The organism is Metabacillus sp. GQ13, from assembly GCF_059758525.1.
This window is the reverse complement of the sequence record NZ_JCAXET010000006.1, coordinates 118,276-132,489: the sequence shown is the minus strand read 5'-3', so window position 1 is coordinate 132,489 and position 14,214 is coordinate 118,276. Positions and strand designations below refer to the sequence as shown.

At 35.4% G+C, this 14,214-nt stretch carries 9 protein-coding genes; 3 read left to right on the top strand and 6 right to left on the bottom strand.

The window, feature by feature from the left end:
* The 3 genes from AC6CHR_RS09250 to AC6CHR_RS09240 all read right to left on the bottom strand — a co-directional run bounded on the left by AC6CHR_RS09250 (position 1) and on the right by AC6CHR_RS09240 (position 4,208).
* Positions 1-1,719, bottom strand: a complete 1,719-nt coding sequence (locus AC6CHR_RS09250; RefSeq protein WP_498248354.1) for a LytS/YhcK type 5TM receptor domain-containing protein — start codon at positions 1,717-1,719, stop codon at positions 1-3.
* Positions 1,720-1,936: 217 nt separating this feature from the next.
* Positions 1,937-2,863 carry a CobW family GTP-binding protein gene (locus tag AC6CHR_RS09245; protein ID WP_498248353.1) on the bottom strand — a complete coding sequence of 309 codons (927 nt, stop codon included), beginning with the start codon at positions 2,861-2,863 and terminating at the stop codon, positions 1,937-1,939.
* Positions 2,864-2,975: 112 nt separating this feature from the next.
* Complete coding sequence (locus tag AC6CHR_RS09240) at positions 2,976-4,208, bottom strand: aminopeptidase (protein WP_498248352.1); 1,233 nt, start codon at positions 4,206-4,208, stop codon at positions 2,976-2,978.
* A 175-nt stretch (positions 4,209-4,383) separates the two neighbouring features.
* On the opposite strand from AC6CHR_RS09240, the gene AC6CHR_RS09235 reads away from it, so the two are divergent.
* Positions 4,384-5,547: an acyl-CoA dehydrogenase family protein gene (locus AC6CHR_RS09235; protein WP_498248351.1), complete on the top strand. Its 1,164-nt coding sequence runs from the start codon at positions 4,384-4,386 to the stop codon at positions 5,545-5,547.
* A 520-nt stretch (positions 5,548-6,067) separates the two neighbouring features.
* Here AC6CHR_RS09235 and AC6CHR_RS09230 read toward each other — a convergent pair.
* Together AC6CHR_RS09230 and mreBH are read right to left on the bottom strand one after the other, a co-directional pair.
* On the bottom strand, positions 6,068-6,205 hold the full coding sequence (locus AC6CHR_RS09230) for a protein YkpC (RefSeq protein ID WP_498248350.1): 138 nt from the start codon (positions 6,203-6,205) through the stop codon (positions 6,068-6,070).
* A gap of 329 nt (positions 6,206-6,534) precedes the next feature.
* Positions 6,535-7,542: a rod-share determining protein MreBH gene (mreBH, locus tag AC6CHR_RS09225; protein WP_498248349.1), complete on the bottom strand. Its 1,008-nt coding sequence runs from the start codon at positions 7,540-7,542 to the stop codon at positions 6,535-6,537.
* Positions 7,543-7,967: 425 nt separating this feature from the next.
* On the opposite strand from mreBH, the gene AC6CHR_RS09220 reads away from it, so the two are divergent.
* A complete protein-coding gene (locus tag AC6CHR_RS09220) occupies positions 7,968-10,370 on the top strand; it encodes an immune inhibitor A domain-containing protein (protein ID WP_498248348.1) in 2,403 nt (800 codons plus the stop codon).
* 398 nt (positions 10,371-10,768) lie between these two features.
* Positions 10,769-12,910: a DNA helicase RecQ gene (gene recQ / locus AC6CHR_RS09215; RefSeq protein WP_498248347.1), complete on the top strand. Its 2,142-nt coding sequence runs from the start codon at positions 10,769-10,771 to the stop codon at positions 12,908-12,910.
* A 102-nt stretch (positions 12,911-13,012) separates the two neighbouring features.
* On the opposite strand, the gene AC6CHR_RS09210 is transcribed toward recQ, so the two are convergent.
* Positions 13,013-14,086, bottom strand: a complete 1,074-nt coding sequence (locus AC6CHR_RS09210) for an AbrB family transcriptional regulator (RefSeq protein ID WP_498248346.1) — start codon at positions 14,084-14,086, stop codon at positions 13,013-13,015.
* Positions 14,087-14,214: the final 128 nt, after the last annotated feature.

Below are 14,214 nucleotides of genomic sequence, written 5' to 3'. Positions count from 1 at the left end.
TCACACCTTAAAAGAAACTGTGGTACCCACATTTAGTTTAGAATGAATCCTTAAAGTACTTTCATCACCTAGCATTAATAGCAAACGGCGATTTACATTATATAACCCAAACCCAGTTCCTTGTTCAGATTCTACAATTGAATTTAAGATTGAATCCAAACGGTGGGAATCAATCCCTTTGCCATTATCCTCGACTGTAACTAAGGAATAATCCTGCACTAGCTTAATGGATACCTTGATCAAACAATTTGTGTTTTTATCCTTTATGCCATGCTTAATCGCATTTTCAACAATTGGTTGTAACGTTAAAGTTGGTATTTTTCGATTTAAGACTACACGATCAATATCATAATGGATGGATAATTTATCAATAAACCTTGCTTCTTCAATCGCTAAATATGATTTTATATGGTCTAGTTCATTTTCAAGGGTTGTCCATATCATCGTCGAACCTGTAAGGTTTTTCCGGAAAAATTGAGATAGAGACAAGAGAAGCTTTCTTGCTAAGTCTGGATTGGTACGAACTAAAGAGACGATAATATTCAATGAATTAAACAAGAAATGAGGACTTACTTGTGCTTGTAGCGACTTAATTTCTGCTTCTTTTGCTAATTTCTTTGCCTGTTCAGACTCAGCTATTTCTAATTGATGGCTTAATAGAGAGCTAAGACCTTCGATAAGTTCAATTACAAGGTGGGTAATATCTCTTTCAGCTTGAAAGTAGAACACTAAAGTTCCGACTGTTTCATCCCTTACTTTTAATGGTGAAATAACGGCAGCCTTTAAAGGACAACCTGGTAGCCTACAGGCAATGTCACGATGCTTTGCAACTTGAAGGTTTCCCCTTTGAAGAACATCCTTCGTTGTGCTGATTTGGATCGTATCATTTGCTTTGTGATGATCCTTAGCTAAACCAATATGTGCAAGGATATTGGTTTGATTAGTCATAGAAATAGCCGAAGCATTTACTTCCTTTAAGATAATGCTGCAAACAATTTCTGCTGTTTTATTAGTTAGACCATTTCTTAAATATATTAATGTTTGTTGAGCAAGTCTTAATGCCTTTTGAGCTTGAAGGGCCCCAACTTTAACTTCTTCATTAATTACACTCTTAATAATCAATAAAAAGATAGCTGAACCAATTCCGTTTGCAACAATCATTGGGATACCGATTTCTGTAACGAGTAGCCGTGCTTGATCAAAGGGTTTAGAAACTAATAATATGGTAAGCATCTGTATAGCTTCAGCAAGAGCACCGACAATCAATGCTGTAGAAAGATTTAGACGTGTTCGACTTCGATAGAAGAATCCAGAAACGATCCCCGCTAATATTGCAGATAGACCACAAGATAATCCAGTAAAGCCGCCAAGTGAGAAACGGTGAATACCAGAAATCATTCCAGCACCTATTCCTACTTTATAACCGCCGAGTAAACCTGCAATAATAATACCGATTACACGTGAATTGGCAATCGCTTCCTCTTGATCAATTGCAAGTGCCCAACGATCAAATTTAAAAGATGATGTATCGAACGCAACTCCTGAATAGGTTCCAATGATACCGAAAATCCCAAAGAATATGATCGCATAATATTGTTGTTTACGACTAATTTCATTTCGTTCTATCATATTTTTAAAAAATGGTAACCTTGTCATGATGTATGCTACTGTGACAATGATTCCTAATCGTTCTAGCATAGTAAGTAACAAAATAAACATACCTTGTTCTCCTTGAATGTACTTCATAATATTTTAACACAGACGATCATGGTAGTTGTCATTGTTCACTAGACTATTTCTTTTATTCCAAATTCTATAATGATTCTAAAAAAGCATACAGTTAGGTCAGGGTAGAGAATGAAATTATCGTGAAGGAAGGGATGGAGGGGAAAAACAAAGGGACAGAACGAAAATGTCTGTCTCAATTGAATTCATTTTATTCAGGGTGTTCAACAAGCATAAGATCTTTGCTTAACATTTTAGTATCCAGTTGTTCGCCAATAAACACTAGAATGCTTTTCATTTTCATTGGTTCTTTCATATAAATCGGCATTCCATAGGAATACTGAAATAAAAAGGTTGCCTCTGAGTGGGTAAAGGACATGAACCCTTTTATTCGATAGATGGTATCGGGCATTGCCATTAAAAATTGTTCGAATTGATCTAAATCAACTGGATTAGAAAAACGATGAACATATGTCCTCATCTGCAATGCATCATGTACATGTGACTTCGTATGTACATGAGGATCACTTGCTATCCTCGGATTTAACTTTAACTTTGATAATGGAATCTTAGCATATTCCGTCATATAGAGCTTCCCATTACGATTCAACTCTTGAATCTCGGAAACAAGATTAGCTTTTTCAGATTCGGAAAGATTATCCGTTTTATTTAATAGAACGATATCAGCATGCTGAACCTGCTCTAACAGGAGTTTTCGTAACTGGATGTTTAAATGAGAGCGTTCTTGCCATCGTTTAGCGTCAATAATTGTAATGATTGCCTGCATAGAAAGCGTGTCTGCGAAGAGAGGTGACATACATGCATCAAGTACTTCAATCGGATGAGCAACACCAGTTGTTTCTATGTATATGGCATCAAGTTCGTATTCTTTTAGCATATTATGTAATTGAACTTCAAGTTGCCCTTGTATTGTGCAGCATACACAGCCATTTAGTAGCTCTTTTAAAGGTGTATCTTCTGGAACAGCGGCAGAATCTATCGAAACTTCTCCAAGTTCGTTCATAATCACAGCAATCTTTCGGTCCTGCTGTTTTTCCTGAAGTAAAATATTTTGTAATAATGTAGTTTTCCCGGCCCCTAGAAAACCAGATAAAAGATAAATCTCAACAGGTTTCATTATTTTCCCTCATTTTCATTACTAGTAAAAACGCTAAAGTATTGATGAATAGTTATTATATATAAGGGCCTGACAAGTAATTACTATGACAAAGCCCCTATCTTAAGAATTTTTAAAAAGCCCAAGTCCCTTTACGGAATACGGCTTCTGCTGTGCCATCTTCTAAAATACCGTCAATGTCCATATCAGCGGAACCGATCATAAAGTCAACATGTGTAATACTTGAATTAACCCCTACTTTTTCTAGTTCCTCACGTGACATTTTTTTGCCTCCTTCAACACAGAAAGCATACCCGTTACCGATTGCTAAGTGATTTGATGCATTTTCATCGAACAGCGTATTGTAAAAAAGGATCCCCGACTGAGAAATTGGTGAATCATGTGGCACTAAAGCAACTTCACCTAAATAATGGGAACCTTCATCGGTATCAACTAACTGTGTTAAAACTTCCTCACCTTTTTCAGCTTTAACTGAAACGATGCGACCATTTTCAAATGTTAATGAAAAATTATCGATTAGGTTTCCACTGTAGCTTAATGGTTTTGTACTTTGGACGACACCGTTAACACCATTTCGTAATGGGACAGTGAAAACTTCTTCAGTAGGCATATTTGCCATGAAGAAATTACCTTTTTCATTTTCGCTGCCAGCGCCAACCCATGTATGTGTATCATGGAGTTCGATTGTTAAATCTGTTCCATTTGCTTTATAATGAAGCTTTTTATACCTTTTGCTATTTAAATAGTCTACTTTGTTATGTAAATTAAGGTCATGATCTTCCCAAGCCTTCACAGGGTCTGGTTGATCTGAACGTGTTGTTCTGAAAATCGCCTCCCAGAGCTTTTCAACCTGTGTATCCTTACCTTCGTTTTCAAAAACCTTTGCTGCCCATTCCTGAGATGCCGCAGCAATGACTGTCCAGCTTGCTTTGTCAGCCTGTAAATAGTTACGGTATTTCGTTAGGGCAATTCCAGAAGCCTTGGTAGATACTGCGATCCGTTTCGGGTCAATACCGCTTAATAGATCAGGATCAGATGAAATAATCGACATAAAGGCGCCATCATTTTCTGCTAACGTTTCTAAACCTCTAGCTTTCCATTCTGGATAATCAGCTAATGCATCTTCTTGTGCAAGCTCAAAACGAGTTCTAGTCACTACATCATCATGCCATTCAACAAATACATTACGTGCACCAGCTTCATACGCTTTTTTTACAACGAGACGAACAAAATCTGCTACTTCTGTTGAAGCATTGATGGTTAAGTTTTGGTTTTCCTGAATATTAACTCCGACACGAACGGCTAAATCGGCATATTTTTCTAAGTTTTGATGAAAAGTAGACATGTTTAGGCCTCCTCATTTTCTTTATGGATTTATTATAAAGCCCCGATAATTGGAACTTTCACATTGTTAGTTTAACAAATTGTTGGCAGAAAGGAAAAGAGGAACACTTCTTACAAGTTAAATTACTTTATGGAGAAGCAAAAAATCATTACAATATGATTAACGGGGTGATAACGTGAATTATTTAGATGAGCAATTTATTAAAACAAATGGACAAAAAGACTTACTATTAAAGACTGAAAAGTTATCAAAGGAATTTTCCTTAACTGCTGATGAACATGACAGAGAAGGATCCTTTCCATTTAATAACTTTGATCGGTTAAAAGAAGAAGGGTATTTAAAGCTAACAATACCAGAAGAAAATGGTGGAGATGGTGCTACACTTTATGAGTTCCTTATAGTCCAAGAAAAGATTGCCCAAGGTGATGCGGCTACAGCCTTATCACTGGGGTGGCATTTAGGCTTACTCATGCATTTAAACGAAACGAAAAAATGGGATGCTTCTATATATAGTAGAGTTTGTAAAGAGATCATTGCAGACAATAAATTAATGAATAGTGCTGCAACTGAGCCAAATTCAGGAAGTCCAGCAAGAGGTGGGAAGCCAGAAACGACAGCAAAACGAAAGAATGACAAATGGGTGATAAATGGTAAGAAAATTTTCACTTCTTTGGCTCCTGCACTAGATTATTTTATCGTTCCAGCAACAATTGAAGAAACAGGGGATATAGGAGATTTTCTTATCCCAAGATCAGCTACTGGTTTAAACATTGTGGAGACGTGGGACACTCTTGGGATGCGTGGAACAAGAAGTGATGATTTAATTTTAGAATCGGTTGAGGTACCCATTGATGCATTAGTAGAACGAAAGCAAAGAAAAGAAAAACCATCTGCGCAAGGCTGGCAATTGCATATTCCTGCTTGCTATATTGGGATTGCAATCGCGGCTAGAAACGAAGCTGTAGAGTTTGCAAAAAACTATCAGCCTACAAGTTTACCACACCCAATTAAGGACGTACCAGAGGTTCGTAGAAAAGTTGCAGAAATGGACCTTTTGCTGACGACTGCAAGAACCATGATGTATTCAATCGCAGAAAAATGGGATAATGAACCTGCAGATCGATATAGATTAGCATATGAATTAGCTGCAGTTAAGACGATTGTAACGAATCATGCAGTGGAAGTTGTCGATATAGCGATGAGGGTTGTCGGGGGGCAAAGTTTATTTAAGTCAAATCCATTACAAAGACATTATCGAGATGTACGTGCAGGATTGCATAATCCACCCTCTGATGATATTACATTTAAAATATTCGCTGACAGAGCGTTTCGAGATTAACATGCAAGATATCAAAGCACTAAAGCGAGAGAAAATTAATTATAAGATCCAATAGTTAATCTTTGTTTTAGACTCTTTTCCTAAAAGTATGTTGATAGTAGAAAAGATTACGATGATAAGCTTGGGACGTACAATATCCTTGTACGAAATACAACAATCCTAGAGAAAACAGACTTGTTTAAAAATAGTTATAATAAGGTTCAAAATTGAGGAAAGGATGGAAGTGGAAAACTTTCCATCCTTTTTCAAAGTAAAAGCTCAATAACCGATTTTAAGGATCAGGAGATTTAACCTTTAGAAATAAGCTAAATGAAAGGCTATTTATACCATATGTAATTCAAATAGTAGAACTATTCTATACATTGGTTGCATTTTGATACAATAGAGACCAAAGCTTTGCCGTTTTTCAAATTACTAATTATAGAAATATTGATTATCCACTAACTAGGCAGCAAAAACTAAAAGGAGTGAAGTAGATTGCTCACTTTTCTCGTCAAAACATATATCCCTACCTTTAATTTTATTCCCCTTGAACTTGTAGGTTACCATCGTTACTTGTCGTATTTGCCGGCATATTAGCAAGGGAAACACTCATTCCCCCCATAATAATGACAGCTAATGTTAAACTTATGAATATACGTCTACTTAGATCCTTCACAAATACAAACCTCCTAATTTTTTTCGCGTAGTTCTATTTGATAAAAACAACTAGATTTGCAATATCCTTTTACTTTAAGACGTGGTGGGATACATGAAAGTTTCGATATCCATTTTTAGTTTTACAAAAGTATGACAACATCCCTCGAAACATTCAGACCAAACATAATCTATGCAAAGATTTAGGAAATGATGATAAGTATTTATTAAATCTTGTTAAGCATTCAAAAGTTAATTTTTAGTTATTCAAAGATTTATTGAATATAACAGAATAAAAACCTGTAGATAATCGTTCATTTCTACAGGTTTTATTGTATCAATATAAAAAATCTATTTAGCTGCTTTTAAAAGCTTATTAATCACAGATAATGATCTGCCTGTACCAATGACTACTGATTCTAGGGGACTAGGTGCGATATGAACTGGAACGTCAATTTCTTTACTTACCCATTCCTGTATTCCTTTCATTAAAGCACCTCCTCCAGTTAAAATAACACCTCGGTCAACAATATCACCACTAAGTTCTGGTGGGCAATCTTCAAGTGTAGCTCGAATTGCCTCTAAAATATGAAGAAGTGATTCTTTCGTAGCTTCCTGCATTTCAAATGACGATACGGTAATCGTTTTAGGTAATCCAGTAACTAAATCCCTTCCTCGAATCTCCATCGTTTCCTTTTCATGATCAACTAATGCATAACCAATTTCAATTTTCATTTGTTCAGCAGTACGTTCACCAATTAACAGATTGTAAACCTTACGGACATATTGAATAATATCTTCATCCATTTGGTCACCGGCTATTCGAATAGAATGGCATGATACGACCCCACCAAATGAGATAATTGCAACCTCTGTCGTACCACCACCAATATCGACTACCACATTAGCGATTGGTTCATCAACAGGTAAGTCCGCCCCAATTGCTGCAGCTACAGGTTCTTCAATTAAATGGACTTGTTTTGCCCCGATGCTTCTAATCGAATCTTGAATTGCTCTTCGATCTACAGATGTAGCTCCCGAGGGTGTACATACAACAACTGTTGGTTTTCTCAATGACATCCCAAGTTTCTTTGAAGCAAGTTTCATGATATGTCGTAACATTTCAGTCGTCATATCATAATCAGCGATAACCCCATCTTTTAATGGTCTAACCGCAATGATTTTCCCTGGTGTTTTTCCAATCATATTTTTAGCTTCAGATCCTACAGCAAGAACTTTTTTTGTTTCTATATCTATCGCAACAACCGAAGGCTCGTTAAGTACAATCCCTTTATTTTTGCTATAAACTAATATATTTGCTGTTCCTAAATCAATCCCAATTTCAATATTAGATAACATTTTATCAGACCTCTTTTCTTTCTACTTAGTCATATTATTTGTAGAAGTTTGTATTTTTATGGGGGCTGTCATCATACTGAAATATTTCCGTTAACTAATTGTTATATTTAGCAGACTAGAATATATTTTTCAGCTAAATTTTTTTAGAAAAATTTCTTTATTGATAAAAAGCTTTAAAGCAATAATGTTTAGATTGAAATAAAAAGGAGTTTATAGGTCATATAGTTAGAATTCTTGTAATTAACTTAGATAATATGTTTATATTTACCTAGTTATAGAATGGTACTAGGTAAAAAAGGGGTGGTAAACTAATATAAAAAATGGAATTTTCGGACTATTTATTATATTCATATAAATTTTATAATAGATTTATAAAGTAAATATTTTGTTAGAAAAGTAATTTAGTAAAGGGGGAGTCTATCTATATGAGATATTTTATGAAAGATACAAATTCAAGAAATAGGAAATTATGGAGAGTGTTAAAGGGGACAACTTGTCTTGTCATTGTTGGAGTAATCGTAACGAGTACGTATTTTTCAGTACCATCAGGAGTACAAGCTACATCAAAAGTACAGGAGTCAGCACCAATTGATTGGAATATTGTACCTGATGAGCGCCTTTCTAAAGCTTTGAAAGAACAAGGTGTTATATCAAAGGGTGCTTCAGAAGAACAAGTAAATAAACAAGTTAAAGCTTACATCGAAAAAAAGCAAGGTAAGAAAGAAAAGGTTAATTTCAAAGATGCATCCAATAAGCAGTTGATCGATATGAAATCTAAAGATTTTTTAGAAAAGCAGAAGGACAAACTTTCAAAACAACTTGATAAAGGCCATAAAAATTATAAAAAAGGTAAACCTAATGGCTACGTGAAAGTAGATTCAGCTAAACAAGCTCCATATAATGGTGATGTGAGGTCAGATAAGGTATTAGTGTTGTTGACTGAATTTCAAGACTTTAAACATAATAACGTTATCCAAGAAGATGGATATATGTATGCGGAAGATTTTAATCGAGAGCATTATCAAAAATTAATGTTTGGTGATGAGGAATTTACACTATTCAATGGTGAAAAGGTAAAAACATTTAAGCAATATTATGAAGAACAATCTGGTGGAAGCTATACGGTTGATGGAACAGTATCTGAGTGGTTAACAGTTCCCGGAAAAGCTAGAGAATATGGAGATGATAATCCACAAGGGGGACATGATAATCAAAATCCAAAAGGTCCCAGAGATTTAGTTAAAGATGCATTAAATGTAGCGGTAGCAAATGGTATTAATTTAGCTGAATATGATCATTTTGATTTATATGATATAGATGGTGATGGTAATCAAAATGAACCGGATGGATTAGTGGATCATTTAATGATTATTCATGCTGGTACGGGTCAGGAAGCAGGTGGCGGTGAATTGACTGATGATGCAATATGGTCGCATCGTTGGACATTAGAAAGCGTCTACCCTGTCGAAGGTACAACATCACAGGTTGATTACTGGGGTGGTAACTTAGCTGCTTTCGATTATACGATTCAACCTGAAGATGGTGCGGTTGGTGTTTTCGCTCACGAATTCGGACATGATTTAGGATTGCCTGATGAATATGATACTCAATATACCGGTCAAGGGGAGCCTGTAGAATCATGGTCAATCATGAGTGGTGGAAGTTGGAATGGTGAAGTTGCGGGTACTACTCCAACAAGTTTTTCACCGCAAAATAAAGAATTTTTTCAAAGGACAATGAGTGGAAATTGGGCAAATATTTTAGAAGTAGATTACAAGGACATTGATAAAAAAGGTATTTCCTCCTTTGTAGATCAGAGTGTAACGAAATCAAAAAATCCTGGAATAATAAAGATTAATTTACCACCAAAAGATGTAAAAGGTATTATGCCTGAATATGGTTCTAACTATTATTACAGTCAAAAAGGTGATGACCTTCATACGAAACTGGAAACATCTGTATTAGACTTAGAAAACGTCGATAACGCTATTTTCCATGCGAAAGCAAATTATGAGGTTGAATTCGAATATGATTACGTCTATGTTAATGCTGTCACTTCAGATGGTCAGGAAGTTCAGCTTGATGTGATTGGTGATGAGAATACCAAGAGTGGATATGAAACGACCAACGATAAGTGGATTGATATTTCTTATGATCTGAGTCAATTTTCAGGTCAAAAAGTAAAGCTCGTTTTTGAATATGTAACAGATGGCGGTTTGGCACCTGCTGGTTTTGCAATTGATGAATTGAGCGTCATTGCCGATGGAACAGAAATTTTCTCTGATAATGCAGAGGGTAATAGTCTGGTTTCCTTAGATGGTTTTATCGTCTCAAACGGATATTCAAAAGCGGATCATTATTATTATTTAGAGTGGAGGAATTATGCTGGCTCTGATAAAGCATTAGCATATTCTCGTGGTGCTGTTTATAATACAGGATTGGTTGTATGGTATGGTGATGAAAGCTTCACCGATAACTGGGTAGGTGTACATCCAGGTGAGGGGTTCCTTGGGGTTGTAGATTCTCATCCAGAAGCTGTCTTTGGCACATTAAATGGTGAGAAGACGGTTGCTCAAAGTACGCGTTACCAAATTGCTGATGCTGCCTTTTCATTAGATAAAACACCAGGGTTCACCGTGGAGTCACCAACACGTGGTGCATTTGAATTCTTAAAGTATTCGGGAAACCGCACATTTGATGATTCAGTGCCATATATTGATTCTGATTTGAGAGACGCTGGACGTCTTTTACCAACAAATGAACTAAAATTTGAAGTGATTGGTGAAGCAAAAAATAATTCTGCAGGAGCAGTATGGATTCATCAATAAAGACATTAGTACTAACCCCTTTCCCTCTATTAATAGAGGGAAAGGGGTTAGTACTTTTTTGAGTATCTACTATTTTCGTAAACTGCATTCTTTACAAATTCAGCCTGACTACATGTGTTTTTTCTACTCATTACTTAAGCAATTCCAATGACAAAATAACAATTCATATAGTGAAAATTCAAAAGGGACTTATTTTTAAAAATACAATATGCTAGAACTAGAAAATTCAATCAGCTAAACATGTTATACTAGTATGGATTTATAATTGATATCTAACCAGCAAGTAACTAGTTGCTGGAATTAGTAAATTACACTTATTTGTGGAGTCTAAAAGTACTTTACGCTTAAAGGGGCATTCACTATTCTTACTAGAACGATCAAGGAGCTAAGGTGATTATATGTTAGTACAAGCTGAAAAACAACTAAATGATTTCTTCGGATACTCTTCATTTCGTAAGGGTCAAGAAGATATTATAGAAAATGTATTAAAAGGCAATGATACGTTAGCCATAATGCCAACAGGTGGTGGGAAATCAATCTGCTATCAAGTCCCAGCACTTCTTATGGATGGCATTACAGTCGTGATCTCTCCGTTAATTTCTTTAATGAAGGATCAAGTTGATGCTTTAACAAGTGTCGGGATTCAATCAACCTATATAAATAGCAGCTTAACGGTTAGTGAGTTGAATGAACGAATTTCTGATATAAAAAATGGAATCTATAAAATTATTTATATTGCACCAGAACGACTCGAATCTAGCTCTTTTCGTTCCTTCCTATTATCGATCAATATTTCGATGGTTGCGATAGATGAAGCACACTGTATTTCCCAATGGGGTCATGACTTTCGTCCAAGCTACCGTAGTATAAAGGGAATGATTGCAGAGTTCGTTAAAAAGCCAATTATTATTGCTTTAACCGCTACAGCAACGAAAGAGGTAATGTCAGATATATGTCAGTTATTAGAAATTACCTCCGAGAATACGTACGTAACCGGATTTGCACGTGATAATTTAATTTTTAATGTTATTAAAGGTGAAAATAAACGAGATTATATTACAAAATATATTAAAGCAAACCGTGACCAAGCAGGGATTATCTATGCTGCAACAAGGAAAGAGGTTGATGAGCTCTATCAATTTCTAAAAAAGAGCGGAATTAAAGTTGGGAAGTATCACGCTGGACTAGCTGAACATGATCGAGCAACACAACAGGATCAATTTTTATTTGACCAACTCGATGTAATGGTCGCAACAAATGCTTTTGGGATGGGGATTAATAAGTCTAATGTCCGTTATGTGATTCATAACAATTTACCTAAGAATATTGAAGCGTATTATCAAGAAGCAGGGCGTGCAGGTCGTGATGGCGAAAAGAGTGAGTGTTCAGTTTTATTTGCAGGACAAGATATACAACTTCAAAAGTTTTTAATAGAGCAAACATCATTGAATGATGAAAAAAAAATTCATGAATACCATAAGCTCCAACAAATGGTGGATCTCTGTCATACTGAAAAATGTATTCAAACATACATTGTTGAGTACTTTGGTGATCCTACTCCAACCGAGGATTGCGGTAAATGTATGAATTGCCGAGATACGCGCACTAAAATTGATGTAACGAAGGATGCTTTAATGGTCTTTTCATGCGTAAAACGAATGGATGAAAGATTCGGGAAGACTCTAACTGCACAAGTATTAAAGGGATCAAAAAATAAGCGAATTAATCAGTTCGGATTCACTAAACTTACTACCTATGCATTAATGAAAGATAGAACAGAGAAACAAATTGTTGATTTTATAGACTTTCTTATTGCTGAAGGATATTTGTCCTTAACAAATGCACAATATCCTGTGTTAGAGCTCAGTAACAAGGCGAGACAGGTAATAGTAGATAAACAACAGGTTTTCAAGAAAGAACAAATGCAGATTCAAGCAATAGAATCTGATGATGAACTATTCGAGACACTAAAGCAGGTGAGAAGAGATTTAGCCTCCAAGCTTGGAGTACCACCTTATATCATCTTTTCAGATAGTAGTCTAAGAGATATGAGTAGTAAATGTCCGACATCAGAAACTGAATTTTTAGAAGTTAAAGGGGTCGCAAAGACTAAACTTGAACGGTACGGATACGTTTTTATAGCTACTATTTGTGAGTATATGAAGGTTGAAAAACCTACGTTAATAATACAAGAAAATAGTGATAATAAAAAGCAGAAACAAATAAGCGACAAATCCTCAAGCCATCTTAGTAGTTATCAATTGTATATAGACGGTAGCACGATTAAAGAAATTAGTAAGGATCGTGGACTTTCAGAAATCACAGTTCAAAATCATATCATTCGGGCAATAGAAGAGGGGAAAACAATCGATTGGTCACGGATTATTACCGACGAGCAAGAGACGTTAATTATTGAAAAAGTATATGAATTGGGTACTGAAATGTTAAGGCCGTTAAAAGATGCATTACCTGTAGAAATCACATATTTTCAAATAAAAGCCACAATAAGTAAATTAGAATTAGATACCGTTGAAAAATAATTTCTTCATTCATATTCATTCAAGCAGACAGAAAGCTTAATGAATATGAATGTTTTTTATTCTCATTAAAAGGTTTGTTAAGTTGATCTAAGAAAGGTATGGTTAAGCTGAGGTCTTTAGTGAGTTTTTTTTGGATTCCCTGCTTAACCAAAATTTTAATATACTAGGAACGAAACTGATGATAAATAGTAAACGGATAAATTGAAGTGAACTTACAATGGCAGGATCTGCTCCAATAGTTGATGCTGTTAATACCATTTCGACTAATCCTCCGGGTGCTAATGAGAGCATGGCAGTTGATAAGTCTATATCCGTTAGAAATGAAAACAAATATCCGAGGCCAAAACTTGCTCCTATTAAAATAAAGTTTGAAACAAGATATAGGCCGCAATATTTCCCCCCTTTTTTTAAATCGTTAAATGTAATCATTAAACCAAATCCAATTCCAATCGTTACTTGGGAAAAGATAATAAACAGTGAATGGAATGATGGAAGGGGAACACCGATAATGTTTAAACAAGCAGTCGTAAGCAAAGGTCCAATAACATAGGCGGCAGGGAGCCATTTATTCAATAGCCAACCAACGAGACCAGCAATCAAAAACCATCCAAACGAAAAAAAAGTGGATTGATCGGTTATCATTTGAGTTGGTATGCTTACAGATTGAGCATCAAACATATGGGGGATTGAAAAAGGTACAAAAAAGACTACAGTTAAAAGTCTAACTGTTTGGAAAATAGTTACAAGTGATGAATTGGCATGTAGCGACTCACTAGCTGCAACCATTTCTGTTAATCCGCCAGGTATTGATGAAAAGATACTGGTTGTTTTATCAATTTTAACAAGTTTACTAATAAGAATCGCATTGAAAATACTGATTAAAATAAGAATAATTGTCGTCAATAAAAAAGGAAAGACATGTGGGCCCACAGATAAGAAAGTTTGTTTGGTAAATGATAACCCAAAAGAAATTCCTAAAATGATAAACGATCCATTTTTTAAAAACTTTGGTTGTAATAATGAATGTTGGCTAGCAACAAATATGGATCTCCAAACAATAAGAATCGACATGGGACCTAGAATCCATGCAAGTGGGACATGAAAAAAATAAAAAATGATGCCACCACTAACACCTAATATATAAGGGAAGAGTACATTAAAAATGCTCTTTTTCATATCATTCCTCCAATGAAATTCTGTGATATTATTTTACCATACACCAAATGAAAATTAGCGGTTTGCCCAAGAACTAATTTGTTTAGACGTATCCAATTCTAAAGGATCATCCAAGCGGCCGCCTCAAG

Coding starts and splice junctions, on each gene's coding strand:
- AC6CHR_RS09210 (WP_498248346.1), bottom strand. CDS start 14,086: ATGAAAAAGAGCATTTTTAATGTACTCTTCCCTTATATATTAGGTGTT.
- AC6CHR_RS09240 (WP_498248352.1), bottom strand. CDS start 4,208: ATGTCTACTTTTCATCAAAACTTAGAAAAATATGCCGATTTAGCCGTT.
- mreBH (WP_498248349.1), bottom strand. CDS start 7,542: ATGTTATCTAATATTGAAATTGGGATTGATTTAGGAACAGCAAATATA.
- AC6CHR_RS09220 (WP_498248348.1), top strand. CDS start 7,968: ATGAGATATTTTATGAAAGATACAAATTCAAGAAATAGGAAATTATGG.
- AC6CHR_RS09245 (WP_498248353.1), bottom strand. CDS start 2,863: ATGAAACCTGTTGAGATTTATCTTTTATCTGGTTTTCTAGGGGCCGGG.
- AC6CHR_RS09250 (WP_498248354.1), bottom strand. CDS start 1,719: ATGTTTATTTTGTTACTTACTATGCTAGAACGATTAGGAATCATTGTC.
- recQ (WP_498248347.1), top strand. CDS start 10,769: ATGTTAGTACAAGCTGAAAAACAACTAAATGATTTCTTCGGATACTCT.